Origin of the sequence: Corynebacterium sp. HMSC04H06, assembly GCF_001815935.1 — a bacterium.
Taxonomy (GTDB): Bacteria; Actinomycetota; Actinomycetes; order Mycobacteriales; family Mycobacteriaceae; genus Corynebacterium.
In genome coordinates this window covers 1-23,405 of the sequence record NZ_KV823429.1, presented here as the reverse complement: position 1 = coordinate 23,405, position 23,405 = coordinate 1, and the positions used below count along the sequence as shown (strand labels likewise).

Annotated in this window: 20 protein-coding genes and 1 tRNA gene; 10 read left to right on the top strand and 11 right to left on the bottom strand. The window is 65.6% G+C overall.

Translation table 11 applies throughout. The annotated features are described in order from the left end of the window. Window positions 1-51: 51 nt before the first annotated feature. The 4 genes from HMPREF3067_RS06335 to HMPREF3067_RS06325 all read right to left on the bottom strand — a co-directional run bounded on the left by HMPREF3067_RS06335 (window position 52) and on the right by HMPREF3067_RS06325 (window position 1,954). Window positions 52-873 (bottom strand): MBL fold metallo-hydrolase, encoded by an 822-nt coding sequence (locus HMPREF3067_RS06335; protein WP_070768885.1) that lies wholly within the window; start codon window positions 871-873, stop codon window positions 52-54. Window positions 874-894: 21 nt separating this feature from the next. Beyond that, the gene (locus HMPREF3067_RS06330; protein WP_070768884.1) at window positions 895-1,350 is read right to left on the bottom strand and encodes a RidA family protein; all 456 of its coding nucleotides are present in this window, start codon (window positions 1,348-1,350) and stop codon (window positions 895-897) included. A 3-nt stretch (window positions 1,351-1,353) separates the two neighbouring features. Then, a complete protein-coding gene (locus tag HMPREF3067_RS11245; RefSeq protein WP_168166954.1) occupies window positions 1,354-1,509 on the bottom strand; it encodes a Sp36 family protein in 156 nt (51 codons plus the stop codon). Between the two features lie 109 nt (window positions 1,510-1,618). Then, the gene (locus tag HMPREF3067_RS06325; protein ID WP_070768883.1) at window positions 1,619-1,954 is read right to left on the bottom strand and encodes a WhiB family transcriptional regulator; all 336 of its coding nucleotides are present in this window, start codon (window positions 1,952-1,954) and stop codon (window positions 1,619-1,621) included. A 256-nt stretch (window positions 1,955-2,210) separates the two neighbouring features. Between HMPREF3067_RS06325 and HMPREF3067_RS06320 the strand changes: the two genes are divergently transcribed. Continuing rightward, a complete protein-coding gene (locus tag HMPREF3067_RS06320) occupies window positions 2,211-4,664 on the top strand; it encodes a transglycosylase domain-containing protein (RefSeq protein WP_070768882.1) in 2,454 nt (817 codons plus the stop codon). Window positions 4,665-4,688: 24 nt separating this feature from the next. Here HMPREF3067_RS06320 and HMPREF3067_RS06315 read toward each other — a convergent pair whose 3' ends face one another. Then, window positions 4,689-5,144, bottom strand: a complete 456-nt coding sequence (locus tag HMPREF3067_RS06315) for a GatB/YqeY domain-containing protein (RefSeq protein ID WP_070768881.1) — start codon at window positions 5,142-5,144, stop codon at window positions 4,689-4,691. Window positions 5,145-5,177: 33 nt separating this feature from the next. On the opposite strand from HMPREF3067_RS06315, the gene HMPREF3067_RS06310 reads away from it, so the two are divergent. Further along, the gene (locus tag HMPREF3067_RS06310) at window positions 5,178-6,083 is read left to right on the top strand and encodes a metallophosphoesterase (protein WP_371259778.1); all 906 of its coding nucleotides are present in this window, start codon (window positions 5,178-5,180) and stop codon (window positions 6,081-6,083) included. 117 nt (window positions 6,084-6,200) lie between these two features. Then, window positions 6,201-6,277, top strand: a tRNA-Pro gene (locus HMPREF3067_RS06305). A gap of 62 nt (window positions 6,278-6,339) precedes the next feature. Here the strand turns inward: HMPREF3067_RS06305 and HMPREF3067_RS06300 are convergent. Further along, window positions 6,340-7,704 (bottom strand): CitMHS family transporter, encoded by a 1,365-nt coding sequence (locus tag HMPREF3067_RS06300; RefSeq protein WP_070768880.1) that lies wholly within the window; start codon window positions 7,702-7,704, stop codon window positions 6,340-6,342. A gap of 92 nt (window positions 7,705-7,796) precedes the next feature. Here HMPREF3067_RS06300 and HMPREF3067_RS06295 point away from each other — a divergent pair, with 92 nt between their 5' ends. Together HMPREF3067_RS06295 and HMPREF3067_RS06290 are read left to right on the top strand one after the other, a co-directional pair. Further along, window positions 7,797-8,348 (top strand): TetR/AcrR family transcriptional regulator, encoded by a 552-nt coding sequence (locus tag HMPREF3067_RS06295; protein WP_168166953.1) that lies wholly within the window; start codon window positions 7,797-7,799, stop codon window positions 8,346-8,348. Between the two features lie 395 nt (window positions 8,349-8,743). After that, window positions 8,744-9,031 carry a peptidase M23 gene (locus HMPREF3067_RS06290; RefSeq protein WP_070768878.1) on the top strand — a complete coding sequence of 96 codons (288 nt, stop codon included), beginning with the start codon at window positions 8,744-8,746 and terminating at the stop codon, window positions 9,029-9,031. Window positions 9,032-9,048: 17 nt separating this feature from the next. On the opposite strand, the gene HMPREF3067_RS06285 is transcribed toward HMPREF3067_RS06290, so the two are convergent. Together HMPREF3067_RS06285 and HMPREF3067_RS06280 are read right to left on the bottom strand one after the other, a co-directional pair. Further along, the gene (locus HMPREF3067_RS06285; protein ID WP_070768877.1) at window positions 9,049-10,557 is read right to left on the bottom strand and encodes an ABC-2 transporter permease; all 1,509 of its coding nucleotides are present in this window, start codon (window positions 10,555-10,557) and stop codon (window positions 9,049-9,051) included. A 252-nt stretch (window positions 10,558-10,809) separates the two neighbouring features. Then, window positions 10,810-12,363 carry a catalase gene (locus HMPREF3067_RS06280; RefSeq protein ID WP_070768876.1) on the bottom strand — a complete coding sequence of 518 codons (1,554 nt, stop codon included), beginning with the start codon at window positions 12,361-12,363 and terminating at the stop codon, window positions 10,810-10,812. Between the two features lie 193 nt (window positions 12,364-12,556). Here HMPREF3067_RS06280 and HMPREF3067_RS06275 point away from each other — a divergent pair, with 193 nt between their 5' ends. Together HMPREF3067_RS06275 and HMPREF3067_RS06270 are read left to right on the top strand one after the other, a co-directional pair. Further along, a complete protein-coding gene (locus HMPREF3067_RS06275; RefSeq protein ID WP_070768886.1) occupies window positions 12,557-13,126 on the top strand; it encodes an RNA polymerase sigma factor in 570 nt (189 codons plus the stop codon). A gap of 295 nt (window positions 13,127-13,421) precedes the next feature. Then, complete coding sequence (locus HMPREF3067_RS06270; RefSeq protein WP_070768875.1) at window positions 13,422-14,837, top strand: YkvI family membrane protein; 1,416 nt, start codon at window positions 13,422-13,424, stop codon at window positions 14,835-14,837. A gap of 78 nt (window positions 14,838-14,915) precedes the next feature. On the opposite strand, the gene HMPREF3067_RS06265 is transcribed toward HMPREF3067_RS06270, so the two are convergent. Then, window positions 14,916-15,947: an aspartate-semialdehyde dehydrogenase gene (locus HMPREF3067_RS06265; RefSeq protein WP_070768874.1), complete on the bottom strand. Its 1,032-nt coding sequence runs from the start codon at window positions 15,945-15,947 to the stop codon at window positions 14,916-14,918. Window positions 15,948-16,012: 65 nt separating this feature from the next. Further along, a complete protein-coding gene (locus HMPREF3067_RS06260; RefSeq protein WP_070768873.1) occupies window positions 16,013-17,278 on the bottom strand; it encodes an aspartate kinase in 1,266 nt (421 codons plus the stop codon). 189 nt (window positions 17,279-17,467) lie between these two features. Between HMPREF3067_RS06260 and HMPREF3067_RS06255 the strand changes: the two genes are divergently transcribed. After that, a complete protein-coding gene (locus tag HMPREF3067_RS06255; RefSeq protein WP_070768872.1) occupies window positions 17,468-18,286 on the top strand; it encodes a DMT family transporter in 819 nt (272 codons plus the stop codon). Window positions 18,287-18,352: 66 nt separating this feature from the next. Here HMPREF3067_RS06255 and HMPREF3067_RS06250 read toward each other — a convergent pair whose 3' ends face one another. Beyond that, window positions 18,353-19,501, bottom strand: a complete 1,149-nt coding sequence (locus HMPREF3067_RS06250) for a mannosyltransferase family protein (RefSeq protein ID WP_070768871.1) — start codon at window positions 19,499-19,501, stop codon at window positions 18,353-18,355. A 505-nt stretch (window positions 19,502-20,006) separates the two neighbouring features. Here HMPREF3067_RS06250 and leuA point away from each other — a divergent pair. Then, window positions 20,007-21,824, top strand: coding sequence for a 2-isopropylmalate synthase (gene leuA / locus HMPREF3067_RS06245; protein WP_070768870.1), 1,818 nt, complete (start codon window positions 20,007-20,009; stop codon window positions 21,822-21,824). Between the two features lie 399 nt (window positions 21,825-22,223). Next, the coding region (locus HMPREF3067_RS06240) for a DNA polymerase III subunit epsilon (protein ID WP_246819253.1) at window positions 22,224-23,405 on the top strand (1,182 nt) is incomplete at its 3' end.

Sequence of the window (23,405 nt, the reverse complement as noted above, 5' to 3'; positions counted from 1 at the left end):
CGCGCGAGGCAGTGAGGGGGGCGGGGAGGCAAGTGCCCTGGGAAGGGTCTCTTAGCTGTTCTTTTCGGCGTCTAGGTACTTCAGCGCCGTGCGGGTCGATTGCTCGGCCGCGTGGCGCAGGACCGGATCGACGTCGTCATACATGTTGTCGATGAGGGCCCGCAGCTCGATGTCCTCTCCGTATTCCTGGCGCAGCGTGCGAATCTGATCCAGGCGGTAGTGGCGACGGTCGATGTACTTGCGCGCCATCGCGGAGGTGTCCTCCAGATCCGGGCCGTGGCCCGGCAGCAGTGGCACGTCCTTGCCGCGCTCTTCAAGCATGGCCAGCGACTCCAGGTAGTCCCCCAAGTCGCCGTCGGTCTCCGAGAGCAGCGTGGTGTGGCGACCGGCGATGGTGTCGCCGCTGATGATGCCCTCTAGGTGGGAGTTGTGCGGCTCGCCGCTCCAGACGAAGAAGGACGTGGAATCCGCTGTGTGGCCTGGGGTGTGCGCCACCTCGAGCTGCGGGGTGACCCCGTCCAGAGAGATGCTCTCCCCGTCTTGCAGTGCTTCGCTACCGCTTGAGCAGTAGTTCGGGTCAAAAGCGCGGATGGGCGCCCCGGTCAGCTGGCGCAGCCGGTTGGCCCCGTCGGCGTGGTCATTGTGCCGATGGGTCAGTACGATGAGGCCGATTTCCCCAGCATTGTTGCGGATGACGTTGAGGTTTCCCTCGTCTTCCGGGCCCGGATCCACGACGATTGACTTGGCGTCTTCCGCCGCGCGGATGATCCAGGTATTGGTCCCCTCAAGGGCCGTGTAGCTGGGGTTGTCGCACAGGACAACGCCCGCTGAACGAGTCACCGGGCGAAGTTGGCTATATGCAGGATGCTCCATAAATCCCACCCTATCCGATCTTTAAGAGATCTCCACGATGAGCTCGATTTCCACCGGGGAGTTCTTCGGCAGAACTGCCACACCGACGGCGGAGCGAGCGTGCTGGCCAGCGTCCCCGAAGACCTCACCGATGAGATTCGAGGCACCGTTGATGACTTCGGGCTGGTCCACAAAGTCCGGATCGGAGGAGACGAAGCCCACGACCTTCAGGACGCGGGAGACGTTGTCCAGGCCCACCTCGGCATCGACAGCCGCGAGCGCGTTGAGGATGCTGCGGCGGGCCAGATCCTGAGCCTGCTCGAGACTAACCTCGGCGCCGACCTTGCCGGTGGCCGGCAGCTGGCCGTCGACCAGGGGCAGCTGGCCCGAGGTCCAGACCTGGTTGCCCACCTTGAGGGCCGGCACGTACGAGGCCAGCGGCTTGGCCACCTGCGGCAGCTCGTAGCCCAGCTCTTCCAGTCGCTTCTTAAAACTCATGTGTTATTCCACCTCACGCTTGAAATATGCAACGACGTTCTCCGGGTTCATCCCGGGAGTAATAGTCACCAATTCCCAGCCGTCTTCACCCCAGGTGTCCAAGATCTGCTTGGTGGCGTGGGTGAGTACGGGCGCGGTCGCGTATTCCCATTTAGTCATGGTGCCCATTTTAGACGAAGAAACGCCCCGAAGACATCGGTCTTGCGGGACGTTTTCTCACAGTTTCTCACTCTTTCTTAACCGAGCTGGCTCGCGCGCCGCCCAGTCCTTAGATGCCGTGCAGTTCCCCACCGCCGGCCAGGTAGTTGGCCCAGTTCTTCACGTCCGGGTTCTTACGCAGCACGGCGCGGCGCTGGCGCTCGGTCAGCCCGCCCCAGACGCCGAATTCGACGCGGTTGTCTAGGGCGTCGGCCCGGCATTCCATCATGACTGGGCAGTGGCGGCAGATGACGGCCGCCTTGCGCTGCTCGGCCCCGCGCACGAAAAGCGCATCCGGGTCGCCGTTGCGGCACTTGGCCTGGGTAATCCACTCACCCCGCTCGAAACCGGAGGCCGTGCCGGTAGCTTTCGTGCGTTGGCCAGAACCCTGCAGGCTTAAAGTCATGGAAGGGTTGCACTCCTTTCGGTGAGCCATCTACTGCCACGCGCTAACGCACCGTCTGCGCGGCGTGACTAACAGTCGTCATGATGCCTACGGTTAGTGTATTAACAGCACCGATTAGCTGTCTAACAGGTCACACTTTAGGGGGTGTTCGCTCAGATCACAGCGCGCTGTGAGTTCGCCCATTTCTCATAGCTTTACTCACGCCAACAGGAGTTGCGTATTTCCCCGCAGACCAAAGCAACGTAGGGTATAACGCGTGAATGCTTCTAGACCTCTGGCAAAGATCGCCCTAGCCACCCTCCTGGTTGGGGTGCTCATCGCCGTCGCCTTCGCCCCCATTGCAGGTATCACGTCGGTAGCCATCGCCCGCACCGGCGCCACGATGGAGTCCGACATCGACGAGCTCAACGCCGGCGCCGCCCCCGGGGTGACCACCATCAAAGACGCCCAGGGCGAGGACCTGGCCTACCTTTTCGATCAGCGCCGCCACCCGGTCGAGCCGGATCAGATCTCGCAGTCGATGAAGGACGCCATCGTGGCGATCGAGGATCACCGCTTCTACGAGCACGACGGCGTGGACTTCCAGGGCAACTTCCGCGCGCTGGCCAGCAACCTCGCCGCCGGCGGAGTCTCTCAGGGCGCGTCCACCCTGAACCAGCAGTACGTGAAGAACTACCTCCTGCTAGTCGCGGCCCAGACCGACGAGGAGCGCACCGCGGCCACGGAGCAGTCCATCCCCCGCAAGCTGCGGGAGATCCGCATGGCCGCGGAGATGGATAAGGAGCTGAGCAAAGACCAGATCCTGACCAATTACCTGAACCTGGTGCCCTTCGGAAACCACTCCTACGGCATCGAGGCAGCCGCGCAGACCTACTTCGGCATCCCCGCCGCCGACCTGAGCGTGCCGCAGTCCGCCCTGCTGGCCGGGATGGTCCAGTCCTCGGAATACCTCAACCCGTACACCAACCCGGAAGGCGCCACCGACCGGCGCAACCAGGTACTACAGTCCATGGCCGATAACGGCTACCTCAGCCAGGCGGACGCGGACCGCTTTGCCGACGAGTCGCTGGGCGTGCTCGAAAGCCCCAACCTGATGGCCAACGGCTGCATCGGCGCCGGCGACCGCGGCTTCTTCTGCGACTACGTGCTGCAGTACCTGGATGAAAAGGGCCTGTCGACCGAGGAGCTCAAGCACGGCGGCTACACGGTCAACACCACCCTTGACCCGCAGGTCCAGGACGCGGCGAAGGAAAGCGTGGACGCGCAGACCGACCCAACCACCCCGGGCGTGGCCGAGGTCATGAACGTCGTCGAACCGGGCCAGGACTCCCGCAAGGTGCTGGGCATGGTCTCCTCCCGCACCTACGGCCTCGACCTAGACAACGCGGAGACCATCCTGCCCCAGCCGTACTCCATGGTGGGCAACGGTGCCGGCTCGGTCTTCAAGATCTTTACCGCCGCCGCGGCACTCAAGGGCGGCTACGGCACCCAGTCCCTGCTCGATGTTCCCACCCGCTACGAGGCCGAGGGCCTGGGCCACGGCGGCGCGGACGGCTGCCCGACCAACAAGTACTGCGTGGAAAACGCGGGCACCTACAAGCCCACACTGACCTTCCAGGACGCGCTGGCCGAGTCCCCCAACACAACCTTCATCAAGCTCTCCGAACAGGTAGGGATCGAGGCCATCGTGGACATGGCCGTAGATCTGGGCATGCGCTCCTACGAGGACAAGGGCACCTACGGCGACGCCGCCCTGGCGGACTTCGCCAAGGAAGCCCCCATGGGTTCGTTCACGCTGGGCCCGACCGCGGTCAACCCGCTGGAGCTGTCCAACGTCGGCGCGACCATCGCCTCCGGCGGCAAGTGGTGCGAGCCGAACCCCATCACCAGCGTCACGGACAAGGAGGGCAACCAGGTCTACCTGGAGGAAACGCCCTGTGAAAGCGCCCTGGACAAGGGTGTGGCGGACGCCTTGTCGGACGCCATGACCGCCGATATGGACCACGGCACCGCGGAGGAGGCCGCCAAATCCATGGGCTTTTCCGGCCAGGCCGCCTCCAAGACCGGTACGACCGAGTCGCACCAGTCAGCGGCCTTTTTGGGATTCAACTCCGGCGTGGCCGCCGCGCCGTATATCTTCAACGACGGCACCTCGACCTCCCCGCTGTGCACGGGCCCGACCCGCCAGTGCGGCAGCGGTAGCATGTACGGCGGCGACGAGCCGGCACAGACCTTCTTCGGTTTCGCCACCCAGGTCCCGCAGGCCGCAGGCGGCAATGTCGCGCAAGGCGACGAGAAGTACCGCGAGGGCACCAACAACGACGCGGTCCTCGACGGCCTGCGGGGCAAGTCCGAGGCTGAGGCCCGCCGCGTGCTCGAGGGCAAGGGCCTGAACGTGGAGACCACCCAGGTCATCGGCGGCGACACCCCCTACGGCCGCGTGGTGCGCGTGGTGCCCAGCGCCGCCGGCCTCAAGGAGGGCGCGACAGTCCGCGTCCAGTTATCGGACGGCTCCGGCGGAGGCGGCAGCTCGTCGGGCACCGCCGACTCCAACAGCACGGGCGCTTCCAGCCCCTCCCCGGCTGCTAACGATGCCCCCTCCGGCCGCGGCGGTGGCGGTGGTGGCGGTCAGAGCCGCCCCGAGCCGCTGATTTCCCAGCGCGACATCGATAATTTCACCAACGATCTGCGCGGGCTGTTCGGACTGTAGTTTATCCTCCCCCGCAGCTAGCCGCTAGCCCTGCAGGCGCGCTTTGACCGCGTCTGAGAGCCGCTTGCCGGCGGCTTTCGCATTGGCGGCCTTCATGACCGCGCCCATCTGCTTCATGCTGGCGGCCTCCCCGGTGGCTTGCTCGACCTCGGCGACGGACTCAGCGACGAGCTGCTCGACCTCGGCGTCGTCCAGCTGGGCGGGCTGGTAGGCCTCGAAGTAGGGCACGTCGGCCAGCTCGGCCTCGGCCAGCTCCGAGCGACCGTTTTCCTGGTAGACGTCGGCGGACTCGCGGCGCTTCTTGATCTCGCGGGCGATAACCTTGAGGACGTCCTCATCGGTCAGCTCGTGGCGGGAGCCGATGGTCTCGTCTGCCTGGATGGCGGCCAGCAGGGAGCGGATGGCGCTGGTGCGCTCTTTCTCCTTGGCCTTCATGGAGGTTTTCAGATCGGCACGGATGGTTTCTTTGAGGTTGCTCATACCTAAAAAGATACGCCAGGTAGGCTGGACGGCGTGAAAAAATCGACGAGTGCACTCAGTAGCATCGGCGTCCTCGCCGCCGCCGGGGCCGCGACCCTGGCCTGGGGCTATACCGAACTAGACAAGTTCGAGCTCAAGGAATACACCCTTCCCCTGCTGCCGGCGGGCACGCTGCGCCGGGACAAAGAATTCCGCCTGCTGCACGTCAGCGATCTGCACATGATTCCGGGCCAGGACACAAAGATCGCCTGGGTCTCCGCGCTCGATACCCTCCGGCCGGACCTGGTGGTCAACACCGGCGACAACCTCTCCGACGCCGCCGCGGTCCCCGATGTCCTGCGCGCCCTGGGCCCGCTACTTCAGCGGCCCGGCCTGTTCGTCTTCGGCACCAACGATTACTGGGCCCCGCGCCCGGTCAACCCGCTGAAGTACCTGTGGGGAGCCAAGCGCGAGCCGTCCTATGTGGACCTGCCATGGAAGGACATGCGCGCGGCGTTCGTGGAGCACGGTTGGCTCGACGCGAACCAAGCCCGCCTGGAGTTCAAGGTGGGTGACGTGCGCCTGGCCGTGGCCGGCGTGGACGATCCGCACCACGATCTGGACGACTACTCCGAGATAGCCGGTGCCCCGAACCCGGGCTCGGATCTCCGCCTGGCCCTGCTCCACTCACCGGAGCCGCGCGTGCTAGAGCAATTCGCCGCGGACGGCTACCAGTTGTCCCTGTCCGGCCACACCCACGGCGGCCAGATCTGCCTGCCGGGCTCCCGGGCGCTGGTGACCAATTGCGACATCGACCGAGCCCGCGTCCAGGGCCTCCACGACTTCGGGCCGATGAAGATGCACGTGTCCAACGGCCTGGGCACGTCCAAGTACGCGCCGGTGCGCATTTTCTGCCGCCCCTCGGCCACACTGCTGCGCATCACCGAGCGGGACTCCTAGTAGACCCCTTAGCCAACGCCTCCCCGACACGCGCCGAATACACACCCGCTGTGCAGGCGTTTTGTTAGTTGGGAAGAAAGTGCGTTACAGTATTCCGGTACCGCAAAGAACGGTCGCCGGGATATGGCGCAGCTTGGTAGCGCGCCTCGTTCGGGACGAGGAGGTCGCAGGTTCAAATCCTGTTATCCCGACCAACACGAACCCCGCTCTCATTTTCAGTGAGAGCGGGGTTTTCTTCTGCCTAGCCCTGCTGCCCTTAGGCCAGCATCCCGAAGGCGAAGGCCACCAGGACGATGGCGAGGGAGAACGCCCACGCCAGCGGGAAGGCGATCTTCAAGTACTTGCCCATGTCGGCGCGGGCCAGGCCCAGCGCCAGCCACAGGGCCGGGGAGAACGGGGAGACGAACGTGCCGATGACGTTGCCGATAATAAGGGCGCTGGCCGCGCCCATGCCGCTGACGCCGAAGTTGGCGACGGTTTCCTGCACGATGGGCAGGATGGAGAAGTAGTAGGCGTCCGTGGAGGTCATCAGGTCCAGCGGCACGCCCAGCAGGCCGATGATGACGTGCAGGTACGGCCCCACGGACGCCGGCAGGATGGCGATGAGCTGCTGGGCGATGGCCTCCAGCATGCCGGCGCCGTTGAGCACGCCCAGGAACATGGCGGCGGCCAGGATGATGCCGGCCATGGATAGCGCGTTCGGGGCGTGGCGGCGCAGGGCGTCAGTCTGCTCCGACTGGGAGTCGAAGTTGATGAGCAATGCGACGGTCGCGGCCAACAGGAAGGCCGGGGCCGGCGGCAGCAGGCCAGAAAGCAGAGCCACCAGCACGAGGAGGATGACGGCCACGTTCAGAATGGTCACCACCCGGCCGGTGCGGTTGCGGAAGCCCTTGTCCTCCTGCTCCTGCTTCTGCTTGCGGATGAAGTCGTTGGCGATGGCGTTGACGTCGACGGCCTCCTCCCCTTCCAGCTGGCCGGCGGCGCGCAGCTTAGCGATGCGCCGCTTCTGCCACACGCCCAGCGCGGCGGCGATGGCCAGGACCATCACCACGCACACGCCTTGGATGGGCAGCAGGTGCATCCAGATCTGGTGGGTTTCCTGGTTGACCACCGAGCCCGCGCGCCCCAGCGGCCCGCCCCAGGGGACCATGTTCATCACGGATGCCGCCAGCGCGACGATGGTGACCAGGACGTAGCGGGAGATGTGCAACGCGGTATACAGCGGCAGCAGCGCTGGGATGGTCAGCAGGAAGGTGGTAGACCCCGAGCCATCCAGGTGCGCCACGATGCCGATGGCGGCCGTGCCCACGGTCACCGCGACGACGTTGCCCCGGGTGGCGGTGATAAGCGCCCGGATCACCGGGTTAAATAGCCCGACGTCCTGCAAGATCCCGAAAAAGATGATGGCGAAGATGAACATCGCCACGACGTTCATGACCGAGCCCAGGCCTTCTTCGAAGAAGTCCCCGATTTCCCCGAACCCGAACCCGGCGATCAGCGCGCCGACGACCGGGACGATGGTCATGGGCACCAGCGGCGTCGTCCGCCCCTGGATCAGAATGGTCACGGTAATAATGATGATGGCCAGGCCCATGAGGGTCAGGCCGAGTGGGGTTTGCATGCCGGCTCCTTATCCAGACGATTCACGAGGTTCGCCACACCGTTTTCGTTAGTGTGACCCAGCTTAAACCATGCTGGATTGATTCAGTCGTTTTGCCTTCACCAAAGCCCGAGGCCCCACTCGTGACCTCGGGCTTTTCTGCCGATTATTCGGCGCTTGACTCAGCCGCGCCGCCGACGTCGACCCCCGCGCTGGTCATGCACTATTTCAAGAGCAAGGCCGGACTTTTCGATGCCGCCGTGGAGACCCTCCTGACCGTGCCCGCGACAATCGGCCGCAGCACGGATCTGCGGGACATGCTGCTGACCTACTTCCACAATTGGGAGGACCCGTACACGGGCCCGCGGCTGCGCGCTATCGTCCGCGCGGGCATCGGTTCCGAGTTTGCAGCTGAGCGCCTGCGCGATTATTTCAGCGCGAATTTCCTTGACGCCATCAAACAGACCTCCATCCTGCAAGAGCGCTTCAGCCCCGAACAGATTGCGCTCTTCCCCGTCATGGGCAGCATGCTGCTAGGAGTCGCGATTACCCGCTACCTCATGGAGTATTCGGCAACCGCCGAAGCCAGCACCGAAGAACTCGTGGACAATCTTCTCCCCCTGGCCGAGGCGCTCCTGTGCCAGGCCCCTGACGCACCGGCCTAACTGCGGCCGAGTTTTCTTGTTATCCCCCTAGATACAGGGAAACGGCGCCGCATCCCTACAGCTGCGGCGCCGCCCCTATTCCCTATCACTCACAACGGATTTAAACCGCTAGTCCGCCCCCTAAGCGGACTACGTGAGCAAGACCTAGCCTAGCACCCAGAAGTGTCAGATCCTAGCTCACCAGCACTTTCACAGAATCCTGTTAAGGTCTCTCCACTTGCGACATAAAGCTGACAAAATCATCACCGCCGTATGCTGCGCATTTTCATTCATCCTAAAATCTGGGTGGAAATCGCTGCTCCCCACGAGCACGCCCCGGGTGGGCAAACGTCACACCGGCAGGCGCAAGGAGAACCGGCCCGACGCGGCCAAGAAATGGGCTAGATTGGACAACCATGATGGAATTCCAGGACGCAGCCGCCAAGGCCTACCAGCACCGCGGGCCGCTTTCCGGCGCGGCCGAGACCGACACCCACTGGCTTTTCAGCCCGGCCCACCCGGACCAGGAGCTGGGCCCGACGTTTGTCAACCGGGAGACTGGTGAGCTCGAGCAGTACGACACCGACCCCCGCAACTGGCGCCCGCGCCTGCAGCTCTTCCGCGCGCAGAACCCGCAGCCGCGCCCCATCCCCGAGCAGTACTTCGGCGAGCCCGAGGCCCTCGAGGACCCCCAAGGCAACTAATTCTTCCCCGCTAGCACCTAGGCGCGGGACGGACGGGCACTGGAGCGATTAGCCCACCACACGCCGGCGCCGCCGATGACGACGACGGCCGCGAGCACGCCCAGCGACATCCACAGCAGGGACTGCTGGCCGCCGTTGCCCACCACGGTCAGGGCGTTGGTGGCCCAGTTCAGCGGCAGCAGGTTGGCGATGACCTGCCAGTAGGTCGGGGCATCGCTGGCCGCGACCGACTTCCAGAACCAGCCGACCACGCCCACCTGCACGATGCCCAGGCAGGCCGCGGCGACCATGCCGCCGGAGCGGCCCAGCAGCCCCATGAGCGCCCGGGTAACCACCGCGGCGGTGACCGCGGCGAGGGCGAAGACGCCGGCGCCGATGGCGGCCGCGGCGGCGGTCAGTCCGGAGGCGAGCACGAACAGGGCCACCTCACCGGCGGCCACCAGGCCGACTAGGCCGCCGAGCAGGCTCAGCCACCCGCGCTGGGTGGACAGCCAGCCTAGACCGATACCGCCCAGCATGACCAGCGCGGCGATCAGCATGGCCACCACCGGGGCCAACAGCCGCGAGGGGCCGACGTCCTGCCCGTCCGCGGCGAACTGGACCGGCGGCATGGCGCGCTGGATGGATTCCACCTTGGTCTTGTTCTGATCGGCCATTCCGTCGATCTTGCGCGCGCCCTCGTCCAGCTCGTTAATGCCGTTGACGGCCTCGTCGGCGCCGCCGTCTAGCTCCCCGATAGCGGCGTTGAGCTGCTTGGCGCCCTCCGTCGCGGAGTAGATGCCGTCGTGGTAGGCATAGCCGGGCACCGCCAGCTGATTGGATAGCTCGCGGGAGCCGTCCTTGAGGCGGTTGAGCTCCCCGGTGATGGACTCGTCGATCTTGAAGGTGTCGACCTGGCCGCGCAGGTCTTTGAGCTGACCGCGCAGCTTCTTCGCGTCCGCGGAGTCGTTGCCGCGTAGGTCCCCCAGGGCGCCATCGATGGCGGTCAGGATCTGCCCGCGCACCACCTCGATGCCGGTTATCTGGTCGACGGCCTGGCCGACCCCGTCAGCGAGCTCGGTTGCGCCCGCTCCCAGCTGGCCGGTGCCGGCCTGCAGCTGCACCAAGCCGTCCACCAGCTCCTGGGTGCCCTGGCTGAGCTGGTCCACGCCGCCGGTGATCTCCCCGGTGCGGTCTTTGAGCTGCCCGGTGCCGTCGGCCAGCTGCTGCGTGCCGGACTTGAGGAAGCCGGCCTGGCTCTGGGCCTCGCCCGTCGCGCGGCGAGCGTCGACCAGCTCGTTCGGATCGATACCGGCGGGGGCATCGGCGGCCGGGGCGCCGGTCACTCCCTCCTCCGAGTCGGCGGAGTTCCAGGCCTTCTCCGGGCTCATCCCCACCGCGGCAGCGATGCCGGCGCAGGCGGCGAGCAGCACCAGAATGATCAAAGCCGCCAGCCCAGACCGGAAGCGGTGGGGTTGGCGGTCGCTGTCCGCGGAATCCGCGGCGGCAGTAGGGCTGGCGGGGCTAGCAAGGCGGGCGTCGTTCATACTAAGAAACGATATCTACCAGCACCTATTACTTCGGCTAGGCGCGCCGTTTCGCCCACTGCTGCCATTTTTATTCCCGACTTGGTTAGCGGCGCGACCGCCCCGGTACCGGGCCGGCCGGGGCGCTTACCGCTCTGCGGCGCGCGAGGAGGCTGATTCAGTATAAAAGTACTGTACCCCGCGGTTTCCCGCGGGGTACTAGCTATCTGTGGTCGTTTCCAGCCGGGTGGAACGACTGGATCAGCGCGCTGGCTATTTCTTCTCGGCGAAGAGCTCGCGGACGCGCTTGCCCAGGTTCTCGTCTACCTGATCCCAGTAGTGGTAGACCTGCTGCTCGACCTGCTCGGACACACCAGCCATGGCGTTGGTGATGTTGTCGGCCAGGCGCTCCTTCTCGCCGTCATCCATGACCTCGCGGTAGAGGATGCCCGGCTGGATGAAGTCATCATCCTCGGCGTGCTTGACGTACGGGGCGCGCGACAGGTCGGTGCCGTGCGGGTCCGGGTTGACGTAGAGATCGCTAGCCTGACCGAAGTCATCGTGCTGGTTGGAGGTCTCACCGTCATCCAGGTAGCCCGCGCCCTTGTCGTAGCGGTTCGGGGAGTAGACCGGATCCTGCGGGTCGTTGAACAGGAAGGACATCGGACCCTCGTGCTCGTAGGTGTTGACCTTGTCCGCGTTCAGCGGCTGGTTGACCGGCAGCTGCTTGTAGTTAGGCCCGATACGGTAGCGCTGCTGATCGGAGTAGGCGAACACGCGTCCCTGCAGCATGCGGTCCGGGGACAGGCCCACGCCCGGGACCAGGTTGGCCGGGTCCAGGGCCAGCTGCTCAATCTGCGCGAAGAAGTTGCGCGGGTTGCGGTTGAGCACGAAGTAGCCCACGTCGTGCAGCGGGTAGTCCTTCTGCGACCAGGTCTTGGTCAGGTCGAAGGGGTTGAAGCGGTAGTTCTCCGCGTCCTCGAAGGGCATGATCTGGACCTTGACGTCCCAGACCGGGTAGTCGCCGCGCTCGATGGCGTTGTAGAGATCCTCGCGGTGGTGGTCGGCGTTCTGGCCGGCCATCTCCGCCGCCTCGGCGTCGGTGAAGCAGTCCCAGCCCTGGCGGGTCTTGAAGTGGTACTTGATCCAGACCGGCTTGCCTTCCTCGTTGATCCACTGGAAGGTGTGGGAGCCGAAGCCGTCCTGGTGACGGGAGGTTTTCGGGGTACCGCGGTCACCCATCAGGTAGGTCACCTGGTGCGCCGACTCCGGGGAGCGGGTCCAGAAGTCCCACTGCATATCCGCGTTGCGCAGACCGTTGGTGCCCAGGCGCTTCTGGGAGTGGATAAAGTCCGGGAACTTAATGGCGTCACGGATGAAGAAGGTCGGGGTGTTGTTGCCCACGATGTCGTAGTTGCCGTCCTCGGTGTAGAAGCGCATGGCGAAGCCGTGCACGTCGCGCCAGGTATCCGGGGAGCCCTGCTCACCGGCGACGGTGGAAAAACGGATGGCCATCGGGGTAACGGCACCCTTCTGGAAGAGCTTGGCCTTGGTGTACTGGGAGACATCCTCGGTGATGTGCAGCTCACCGAATGCGCCGTGGCCCTTGGCGTGCGGGGTGCGCTCCGGGACCCGCTCGCGGTTGAAGTGTGCCAGCTTCTCAATCAGGTGAACATCATTGAGTACGTTCGGGCCCTGCGGGCCGGCGGTGACAGAACGGTTCTCGGACGCAACCGGCTGGCCGGACGGGCGGGTGGTCTGGCCCTCGCCAGCGGCGCGGTTGCCGCGGCCCAGGATCTGGTCTGCTGCAGAAGAATCTTGAGTCATGGGGTATGCCTCCTTCAGTGGCAATATCGGTCAGCTATTAAAAGCCGTTAGCCTATAGTCTAGCCCATTTAATAGTGGGTGGCAAACAAACTCCAACTATTGATAGGTTTGCCTCAGTCAGGGTTCGTGCAGCCCCCTGCCTAGCCCCAGTGTAGGTCCAAAACCGGATTCGGTGCCTGGTAAATTCAGGATGATGAAACACCACTCCGCAGCCGACGACGCGCGCGTCACCGACCTGGCACTTACCGCCGGGCGCGGTGACCGCCGCGCGCTGACGGAGTTCATCCGCGCCACCCAGGACGACGTCTGGCGCCTCCTGGCCCACCTGGCCGGGCCCGAAAATGCCGACGACCTAGCGCAGGAAACCTACCTGCGGGTCATCTCCGCCCTCCCCCGCTTCGCCGCCCGGTCCTCCGCCCGCACCTGGCTACTCTCCCTCGCCCGCCGCGCCTGGGTGGACAACATCCGCCACGACATGGCCCGGCCCCGCAAGTCCGCCACCTCTTACGAGGACGCCGCCGCCCAGGCCCCCGCCCTGGAAAACTCCGCCACCTGGAGCGACTGGATCGACGCCCGCGCGCTCATCGACGCCCTCCCCGCCGACCGCCGCGAGGCCCTCATCCTGACCCAGGTGCTGGGCTATACCTACGAGGAGGCCGCCAAGATCACCGGGGTGCGCATCGGCACCATCCGCTCGCGCGTCGCCCGCGCCCGGAAGGACCTCATCACCGCCACCGAGGCCGGCCAGAACTCCGAACGCTAGATTCGCGCTAGGACCGACTACTGGAACCGAGTACAGGGGAAGAACACTAAGGCCAAACCCTTAAGCCTCCGGCGCCAGGGCCAGATTGTGTCCAATTAGTGACAAAGGCGTGAAAAGCTGGGCACATCCAGGCCGGGACACGTGGCCGGCCGGTTAGCATTGTGAATTTCCGGGTGGTCTATCTGGTGTTTGCCCGGAAAACCAGGCCGGAAACGGGTAAGTTCATAAACCGTACGTTTTAGGCCCGCCTCGGGCTACGCTGCTTTTTTGATAACAGATTTGGGGTTTGACTTCTATGTTTAAACGCGCCATAGCTATCTCGATGGCGTTCATCGGCGTCGTCGTCGGCGCCGGCTTCGCCTCCGGCCAGGAAGCCATGCAGTACTTCGTGGCATTCGGCGAATGGGGCCTAATCGGCATCTCCTTGGCCGCCGGACTGATGATGATCACCGGCATTTCCATCCTGCAGCTGGGTTCCTACTTCCAGGCCTCGGAGCACACCGCCGTCTATGAGAAGGTCTCCGGGCCGATTACGTCCCGAATCCTCGACTGGTCCACGCTGGCCACGCTGTTTAGCATCGGCTTCGTGATGTTCGCCGGTGGCGGCTCGAATATCACCCAGCAGTTCCCGAGCGTCCCCGTGTGGGTGGGCGGAACCGTCATGCTGGTTTTGGTGCTGCTGGTCGGCCTACTCGACGTGGACCGCGTGACCACCGTCATCGGCACCATCACACCGTTCATCGTCATCTTCATCGTCCTGGCCACCGGCTACACCATCCTCACCGTGGACGTGGACTTCAGCCAGATGCACGAGTGGACCACCAGCAACGTGGACACCACCCTGCCGAACTGGTGGATTTCCGCGCTGAACTACACCGGCCTGAACGTCATGTGCGCGGTGTCGATGTCCATCGTCATCGGCGGCAACTTCCTGGACAACCGCGCCGTCGGCTGGGGCGGCCTCATCGGCGGCATCCTCTACCTGATCCTGCTGGCCCTGCTGGTCTTCTCCCTGTTCTTCGTCGCTCCGACCGTCAACGGCCAGGACATGCCGGTACTGGAGCTCATCAACACCATCCACCCGGCCCTGGGCTACGTCATGACTTTTGTCATCTACGGCATGGTCTTCAACACCGCGGTGGGCATGTTCTACGCGCTGGGCAAGCGCCTGACCCGCTCCAAGCCGCAGCTGTTCTACCCGGTCTATTGCGTGGCCTGCCTCATCGGCTTCGTCTTGTCCTTCGTGGGCTTCCAGCAGCTGGTCAGCAACGTCTACCCGATCCTGGGCTACCTCGGCCTGCTGATGATCGCCGTGATGTCCTTTACCTGGATCCGCAGCCGCGGCAAGCTCACGGACGAGTCCGACCGGCGCATGCGCGCCCGCACCCTGGTGCAGCGCAAGCTGGATCCGCGCGAGCGCTTCACCAAGAAGAACGAGCGCGAGCTCGCCCGCCTGGCCGCGGCCTCCAACATGGCCACCGGCGAATTCGAGGAGACCGTCGCCGAGGAGATCTACGAAGAGCTCGAGGCGGACGAGGAGCTCGAGGACTTCGACCGCGAGGACCTGGATCCTTCCGTGACCTACGTCCAGCATACCAAGCCGGAGGTTCCGTCTGTTGACAACGACCTCGACTTCGACGCGCAGACCGACAACGCCGGCGGAAAAGGTTCCACGCCGCAGTCCGGCGCCTCCCCTGCCTCTCAGGACTAGCGCCTAGCCCCCGCCCGGCGGGATCAAGTAAAGGCTCACCCGTGCGGGTGAGCCTTTTGTTTTGGGTAAATGCCTGGCTTAGACCAGCAGCTCGGCGATCTGGATGGTATTGAGCGCTGCACCCTTGCGCAGGTTGTCGCCGGCGACGACCAGGACGAGGCCGCGGTTGTCGTCCACGGTCTGGTCCTGGCGCACGCGGCCGACCAGGCAGTCATCGATGCCGGTGGCGGCCAGCGAGGTCGGCACGTCCACGACCGTCACGCCCGGGGTGTTCCCCAGCAGCTCCAGGGCCTGGTCCGGGGTGATGGACTTGTCGAACTCCGCGTGGATGGTCATGGTGTGGCCGGTAAAGACCGGGATGCGCACGCAGGTGCCGGCGACCTTCAGATCCGGCAGGCCCAGGATCTTGCGCGACTCGTTGCGCAGCTTCTGTTCCTCGTCGGTCTCCAAGGAGCCGTCATCGACCAGGTTGCCGGCCATCGGCAGCGCGTTGAACGCGATCGGGGCGACGTAGGGGCCGGTGTCCTCACCGTCCAGGCGGGAGCCGTCGTGGACCAAGTCCACGTTGTGCTCGCCGACCTGGTAGACCTGCGCGGCGAGGGTCTCCACGCCGGCCAGGCCGGAGCCGGAGACGGCCTGGTAGGAGGACACGTGCAGCTGGCGCAGGCCAGCGGCGTCGCTGAGCGGCTTGAGCACCGGCATGGCTGCCATGGTGGTGCAGTTCGGGTTCGCGATGATGCCCTTGGGTAGATCCTTGGCCTCGCCCGGATTTACCTCTGCCACGATGAGCGGGACGTCCGGATCCTTACGGAAAGCCGAGGAGTTGTCCACGACCGTGGCGCCGGCCGCCGCGAAGACGGGCGCCCACTGGCGGGAGGTGTCACCGCCGGCGGAAAACAGCGCGATGTCCACGTCCGCGACGGACTCCTCGGTGACCTTGGCCAGATCCTCGACCGCCACCTGCTGGCCGGCGAATTCCAGCTCCGTGCCGGCGGACCGGGAGGAAGCAAAGAAGCGGATCTCGTCCAGCGGGAACTTGCGCTCCTCCAAGATCTGTCGCATCACGCGGCCGACTTGCCCAGTTGCCCCTACTACCGCCACGATGGTCATGATTCGAAAACTCCTTGTCTCCTGTACGTGCAGTACTTGTGTGGTTGGTGCTGTTGCAGCGCGCTTTAGCGTCCGGTTCCAGCATAGACCGTGGCTGGTTCGTCGCCGCCCAGCCGGAACTTCTCGTGCAGCGCCCGGGCCGCCTTGTCCAGGTCGGCCTCGCGGGTCAGCACGGAGATACGGATCTCCGAGGTGGAGATGAGTTCCATGTTGACGCCGACGTCGCGCAGAGCCTCGGTGAAGTCCGCGGTCACGCCCGGGTGCGACTTCATACCGGCGCCCACCAGGGAGACCTTGCCGACCTGGTCGTCGTAGAGCACGTTGGACCAGTCGCCCTCACCGCGCAGCTTGGACAGCAGCTCCATGGCCCGCGGGCCGTCGGCGCGCGGGCAGGTGAAGGTGATATCCGTGCGGCCGTCATCCAGGGAGGAGACGTTCTGCAGAACCATGTCAATGTTGATCTCGGCATCCGCGATGGCGCGGAAGACTTTGGCCGCTTCGCCCGGGCGATCCGGGATGCCCAGGACGGTCACCTTGGCCTCGGACTTGTCAGTGGCGACACCGGTCAGTACTGCTTCTTCCACGGGAATATCCTCCATCGACCCGACGATCAGGGTGCCGGGGTCATTGCTATAAGACGAGCGAACTCTTAACGGAACATTAAAGGCGCGGGCGTATTCAACGCTGCGCAGCACCAAGATCTTGGAACCGACGGCGGCCAGCTCCAACATCTCTTCGAAAGACAGCTTCTCCAGCTTCTGGGCGTCCGGAACGATGCGCGGATCGGCGGTGTAGACGCCGTCGACGTCGGAGTAGATCTCGCACACGTCGGCGTTCAAGGCCGCGGCCAGCGCCACGGCGGTCGTATCCGAACCGCCGCGGCCCAGGGTGGTCACGTCGCGCGACTCCTTGTTTACACCCTGGAAACCCGCCACGATGCAGATCTTGCCTTTGTCGAGGGCCTCCGTGATCCGCCCCGGGGTCACGTCCACGATGCGGGCGTTGCCGTGCCGCTCCGTGGTCAACACGCCGGCCTGGGAGCCAGTAAAGGACTGCGCGTGCGCGCCCAAGGATTCCACGGCCATCGCGACCAGCGAATTGGAGATACGCTCACCGGCGGTCAGCAGCATGTCCATCTCCCGGCGCGGGGGCACGGGGTTGACCTGGGCGGCCAGGTCCAACAGCTCGTCCGTGGTGTCCCCCATGGCAGAGCACACGACCACCACGTCGTTGCCGGCCTTCTTGGTGGCGACGATCCGCTCTGCGACCGCGCGGATGCGCTCGGCCGATTCCAGGGAAGAGCCACCGTATTTTTGAACGACTAAGGCCACGTGCTGTTGCCACCTTTCGCGAATACTTGTCTTCGTGAATACCTGTCAGTTGGTAGTCAAGTGCTCATGTTACCCCGCGCAATTCGCGGAGCCAGCATTTACATGCACCTCTTTCATGGTAGAGCTTTTTGCTCGACATCGGTGCCCCAATGGGCACGAAATTCCGTGGCATTTACTACGGTTGGGTAGGTGTTAAGCAATCTCGTCGCCATCTTCTTTGCCTTGGCCTCGGCCCTGACCGTGGCCTGGGGGACGGTGGTACGGCACCGGATTGCTCTCGATGCCCCCTCCTCAGTCATGCGCACCGCCATGACCCAGTCGCTGTGGTGGGTGGGCACCTTCGCCGCGCTGGCCGCCTACGGTTTGCAGGTCATCGCCTTAGGCTTTGGCACCCTGCTCATCGTCCAACCCATCCTGGTCATGTCCCTGATGTTCACGCTGCCTTTGGCCGCCTGGTATTCCCGCCGCCGCATGAGCGGACAGGAGATCGGCTGGTCCCTGGTACTAACCGTCGCGGTGGGCACGCTCATCATCCTGGGCCGCCCCAGCGCCGGCAAGCCGCAGCCCGCCGTCTCCGATTGGGCGCCGGCGCTGCTGGTGGGCATCACCGTCATGGCGGTGCTGACTGTCATCGGCTGGCGACACCGCAGCCAGCGAGCCCTGATGCTCGGCACGATCTGCGGCGGCATTTACGGATATGTGGCGGTGCTATCCAAGGCGGTCGTTGATATCTTCGCCCACTCCGGCGTGGGCGAGCTCCTGATCAGCTGGGAGTTCTACGCGCTTATCGCCACCGCCGCCACCGGCACGGTGGTCCAGCAGTATTCCTTCCACGCCGGCCCGCTCAAGCAGTCGCTGCCCGCGATGACCATCGTCGAGCCCATGGTGGCCTTCCTACTGGGCTATGCCATCCTGGGCGAGAAATTCCAGATCACCTCCGCCACCGGCTGGGCGGTGATGGGCCTGGCCCTGGCCCTCATGATCGCGGCCACCATCGTGCTCTCCTAGCAGTCCGTCGGCAGCGGCGAGCAATCGCGCAGCGAACCGCGCTAGCCGCCGACCCGCGTTAGCCGCCTAGATAGCCCACTCGAACACGGCGAGCATGTAGGCCGAAAACCAGGCACCGAATAGCACCCATAGGGCCACCAGCAGCCCCATGACCCAGCCGGGCAGGCGGCGGAAGCCGGACACCAGCAGCGGCAGCACGACGATGACCGCCGGCAGCAGCAGCCGCGGGCGCGAGTGCATGATGCCGTCAGAGGCCAAGACGTTGACCATCAGCGCCGCGCTAAACCACCACGGCGCCAGGCCCATCCGGCGCCACGCCAGGACCAGGCAGAGCGGGGCGGCCAGCATGACGGCGGTGGTCAGCAGGAAACCGGCGTTTTCCGCGCTGGTCAGGCTCGTGGCCACCCAACGCAGGCTGGCCAGCCCGCCGTCAAGGCCGGAGTTCCAGTGCTTTCGCTGGGTCCCGAAGTACCCGCCCACCGCGGTTAGGTGGGAATTCGCCCAGGCCAGGTAGGTCACCAGCGGGACCACGGAGACCGCCAGGCCGGCCCACGCGGACCACTGCCGGCGGCCGTAGAACAGCACGGCCAAGGCGAAGGCGGCGAGCATATCCACCGCGGTCAGGCGCACCAGCCCCAGGCAGAAAACCAGCGCCGCCGCGGCCGGCCAGCGCCTGTCCCACAGCGCCACCAGGGCCCAGATGGCCAGCGCTCCGAAGAGCGCCTCGGTATAGGGCATGGCAAAGACGATGGCCATGGGCGCCCCGGTCACCACCGCCGCCGCGGCCAGGCGATAGCCATACCCCGGCGCGGCCCCACAACTTAAGGCCACCCGGTTGGCCAAGGCCATGGCCCCGGCGGCCAGCACGACGGTCAGCGCGAGGTTGAGCACCACCGCCAGGGTGGAATAGTGCACCCCGGTCAGCGCGTGCCCGGCGCGCAACAGGAAGGGGAAGCCGGGAAAGAACGCCAGGGTCTTCTCATAGGCCGGGCCGCCGCCGGCTATCTGGGCGTCGAAGTAGCCGTGAGCGGCGATCTGCGTGTAGTACTCGGCGTCCCACTTGTTGAGCAGATCCCCGAGGCGCTCGTCGTTGGCCGCCCCTATCCCCGCGAGTACCCCCAGGCGCAGGGCCGAACCACCCAGACCGACGGCCGTGGCCCCTGCCCAGTCGCGGCGGTGCAGCGGGGGTGCGCCGGTACTCTTGGTTTCTTCCACGTCTGGAGATGGTAGCCGCCCTCCGCGCGCACGGGAAGCCGCAGCACACCCCGCGCGCGGCTGGGCCCGTCCCCGCGGGGCGTCGCCACAGCCCGGATTTTCCCATATAATGAAATAAAAGAAAATTTAATTGCCACCCCATGGAATCACATGTAGTCTGTGCCACATGACTTCGCGGCAGATGCTACTACTTATCAGCCGCGGCGGGATTTAGCCTCAGCCCGGTTTGCCCGTCGGTAAAGGATGCAGGCACTGCATTCCACCAACCGGCAAATTGCGGTCAGCGCCCCGCCGCGGTGACCTCGCCGCGCCCGTGCCGGCTCATCCCCTACGCTGACCGCCCCGCACTTCGCCGGAGGGCTCACCCCATCACCACCACCTGGTTTTGTGCCACGCGCATACTCCGCGCCACGGATCGTACGGCCTCGCCCGCGACCGCCGCCCGTTAAGGCAGACCAGCTAATAGCAGCCACAACGAAGACCACACAGAATAAGGAACCACACCATGAGCCCGAACGACGCATTCATCTCCGCCCCGCGCGAAATCACCACCCCGGCCGGGCCCCGCCGGGACGGCCAGCCGGCCTGGAATAAGCAGCGCAATTCCTCCATGCCGGTAAGCCGCTACCAGCCGTTTGCCACCGAGGTAGAAGACATCCGCTTGCCGGACCGCACCTGGCCGGACAAGACCATCACGCACGCGCCGCAGTGGTGCGCGGTGGATTTGCGCGACGGCAACCAGGCACTCATCGACCCGATGAGCCCCGAGCGCAAGCACCGCATGTTCGACCTGTTGGTCAAGATGGGCTACAAGGAGATCGAGGTCGGCTTCCCCTCGGCCTCCCAGACGGACTTCGACTTCGTCCGCGAGATCATCGAGCAGAACAAGATCCCGGAAGACGTCACCATCCAGGTGCTGGTCCAGGCGCGCGAGCACCTGATCCGACGCACCTTCGAGGCCTGCGCCGGCGCCAAGAACGTCATCGTGCACTTCTACAACTCGACCTCGAAGCTGCAGCGCCGCGTGGTCTTCCGTAAGGACAAGCCAGCCATCAAGAAGCTGGCCACCGACGCCGCGAGGTTGATCCGTGACATCGCACAGGATTACCCGGACACCAACTGGCGCTGGGAGTACTCGCCGGAGTCCTTCACCGGTACGGAGCTGGAGTTTGCGGTCGAGGTCTGCGACGCGGTCGTGGACATCATGAATCCGAGCCCCGAGGACCCGATGATCATCAACCTGCCGTCCACGGTGGAGATGATTTCGCCCAACGTGTACGCGGATTCCATCGAGTGGATGCACCGCAACTTCGCCCGGCGCGCCGACATCATCATGTCCCTGCACCCGCACAACGACCGCGGCGAGGGCATCGCCGCCGCGGAGCTGGGCTACCTGGCCGGCGCCGACCGGATCGAGGGTTGCCTGTTCGGCAATGGCGAGCGCACCGGCAACGTCGATCTGATCACGCTGGGCCTGAACATGCTGACCCAGGGCGTCGATCCCCAGATTGACTTCACGGATCTGCCGGCCATTCGCGAGACGGTGGAATACTGCAACCAGCTGCGCGTCCCGGAGCGCCACCCCTACGGCGGCGAGCTGGTCTTCACCGCGTTTTCCGGCTCCCACCAGGACGCCATCAACAAGGGCCTGGACACCATGGCGGACCAGGTCGTGCCGGGCGCCATCAACACGGAGGTCTCCTGGGACAAGCTGCGGGAGACCACCTGGGAGGTGCCCTACCTGCCCATCGACCCGAAGGACGTGGGCCGCGACTACCAGGCGGTCATCCGCGTCAACTCCCAGTCCGGCAAGGGCGGGGTTGCCTACATTATGAAGACCGACCACGGCATCAACATGCCGCGGGCCATGCAGAGTGAGTTCTCCGCCGTGGTCCAGGCGGTCACGGACGCCGAGGGCGGCGAGATTAACTCCAAGAACATGTGGGACATCTTCGCCCAGGAATACCTGGATCGCACCTCCCCGCTGGAGCAGGTCCACGTCACCATCGACAACGCGGAGGCCGCCAGCGGCACCACACAGTTGAGCGCTGAGGTCGTCTACAACGGGGATAACTCCACCGTGCGCGGCTCCGGCAACGGCCCCATCGCAGCTTATGCCAATGCCCTGGAGGCCCTGGGCCTGGAATTCGAGGTCATCGAGTACTCGCAGCGCTCCCGCAGCGCCGGCGACGACGCGGAGGCTGCCTGCTATATCGCCGCCGACGTCAACGGCACCAAGGTCTGGGGTGTAGGGATTGCCGGTTCCACGACCACCGCTTCCCTGCGCGCCATCGACTCCGCGGTCAACCGCGCGCTGGCCTAACGCTTCCCGCAGCGCCCCCGAGTAAGGATTCTCTCCTTCCCCGGGGGCGCCCGCGCTGCCGGCGCCGGCTTTGACAGGCGGGTGGACGGCCTAGTCGTCGGCCAGCTGGTGCCCAACCGACCGGGCAGGTTCTCCTCGCTCTAGCGAAACCACCCCGGCCACCGAGGCGCCCACGCCCCCGGCTCCCCACCACCACGACCAACCAAGTGACTTTTGCGGCGACCCCTCCACTGAACCGGTAGAGCCGACTTCTTAAACCTCCGGCCCCGGCCCCTTCCACACGGCGTAGGCGGGGCCGTTGCCGCGCTGGATGGTGTGGGTGGGGCCGCCGCGCCAAGTCTTTGCGGTAGGGGCCCTGCCAATCATCCCAGCGGAAAACGGTGAACTAGACTATCCTCAATGAGTACTTCACCTGCGCGCCCGAACAACGGTTCCGGCTCTGGGGCTGAGCCTGCGCCCACGGCTGGGGCGACCCCGCCCAAGCCACACGACCCGCGCGCCCAGCGTCCGGAGGACGCCGCGGCGGAACAGTCCGCCACCGCCGCTGCGGACTTCCCCTTCGTCGCCCTGACCGTGCAGACCACCGGCATCCACCCGTCCACGGCCCGGCTCGTGGCCCTGGACGCGGTAACCTTCAACGCCGCCGGGGAAGTTGGCCAGGGTTTCCACGCCGTCCTCAACCCCGGCAGCGATCCCGGGCCTAGGCACCTGCACGGGCTCAGCCACGAGGAGGTCTCCGCCGGCCAGAGCTTCTCCCGGATCCTCAAGCCCCTGGACCGCCTCTTGGACGGCCGCACCCTGGTTGTTCACGACACCCCCTTCACGTGGGGTTTCGTGGTCTCCGAAGCCCGGCGCGCCATGACGGCCGCGGCCCGGCAGAACCGGAGCCGCAACCGCAACCGCGGCAACAACCGCCGGCGCCGGCAGAAGGTCGGCCACGTGCCGGCCCCGGAGCGGATCATCGACACGCTGGCCTCCGCGCGGCGCCAAGGCGCCCAGCTCGAGGACATCCGGCTGGCCACCACCGCCCGCCACTGCGGGGTGCTGACCCCGAGCGCGGTCGCCACCACGGAGCGAGCCAACGTCCCGGAATCGCAGTCCTCCCGCGAGGCCACCGAGCTCCTCGTGGCCCTCTACCTCGCCCAGGCCGAGCGCGGGCCGCTGGCCACCACCACCCCGGACGAGGTGCGCGGCGATAAATTCGGCCTGCAGCGCTCGCACCTGCGCGTCGACGCGGAGGAGGCCCCGCGCATCCACCAGAACCCCGGCCCCTACCGGCCCGGGCACGAGCTGGAGCCGGGCATGGAGATCGTTGTGGCTCCAGAGATCACGACGGATCCGGACGAGATCATCGCCGCCATTACCCGGCACGAGCTCAACTACTCGGAAAAACTCAGCCGGGAGACCTCTCTGGTGGTCTGCAACGTCACCACCGACCTAGTGGGCAAGCCCATGCACGCCCACCGCAAGGGCATTCCGCTGATGTCGGACCGGGCCTTCCTCGAGGCCGTCGAGCGCATCACTCCCGCCAGCGAGCAGCCCGGCGCGGACAACGCCGCGGCGCAAGAGGCCAAGGGGAAC

Bases quoted from the DNA above. Each gene is read 5' to 3' on its own strand.
- HMPREF3067_RS06335 (WP_070768885.1), bottom strand. From the start codon at position 873: ATGGAGCATCCTGCATATAGCCAACTTCGCCCGGTGACTCGTTCAGCG.
- HMPREF3067_RS06330 (WP_070768884.1), bottom strand. From the start codon at position 1,350: ATGAGTTTTAAGAAGCGACTGGAAGAGCTGGGCTACGAGCTGCCGCAG.
- HMPREF3067_RS11245 (WP_168166954.1), bottom strand. From the start codon at position 1,509: ATGACTAAATGGGAATACGCGACCGCGCCCGTACTCACCCACGCCACC.
- HMPREF3067_RS06325 (WP_070768883.1), bottom strand. From the start codon at position 1,954: ATGACTTTAAGCCTGCAGGGTTCTGGCCAACGCACGAAAGCTACCGGC.
- HMPREF3067_RS06315 (WP_070768881.1), bottom strand. From the start codon at position 5,144: ATGAGCAACCTCAAAGAAACCATCCGTGCCGATCTGAAAACCTCCATG.
- HMPREF3067_RS06300 (WP_070768880.1), bottom strand. From the start codon at position 7,704: ATGCAAACCCCACTCGGCCTGACCCTCATGGGCCTGGCCATCATCATT.
- HMPREF3067_RS06290 (WP_070768878.1), top strand. From the start codon at position 8,744: ATGATGGAATTCCAGGACGCAGCCGCCAAGGCCTACCAGCACCGCGGG.
- HMPREF3067_RS06285 (WP_070768877.1), bottom strand. From the start codon at position 10,557: ATGAACGACGCCCGCCTTGCTAGCCCCGCCAGCCCTACTGCCGCCGCG.
- HMPREF3067_RS06280 (WP_070768876.1), bottom strand. From the start codon at position 12,363: ATGACTCAAGATTCTTCTGCAGCAGACCAGATCCTGGGCCGCGGCAAC.
- HMPREF3067_RS06275 (WP_070768886.1), top strand. From the start codon at position 12,557: ATGAAACACCACTCCGCAGCCGACGACGCGCGCGTCACCGACCTGGCA.
- HMPREF3067_RS06270 (WP_070768875.1), top strand. From the start codon at position 13,422: ATGTTTAAACGCGCCATAGCTATCTCGATGGCGTTCATCGGCGTCGTC.
- HMPREF3067_RS06265 (WP_070768874.1), bottom strand. From the start codon at position 15,947: ATGACCATCGTGGCGGTAGTAGGGGCAACTGGGCAAGTCGGCCGCGTG.
- leuA (WP_070768870.1), top strand. From the start codon at position 20,007: ATGAGCCCGAACGACGCATTCATCTCCGCCCCGCGCGAAATCACCACC.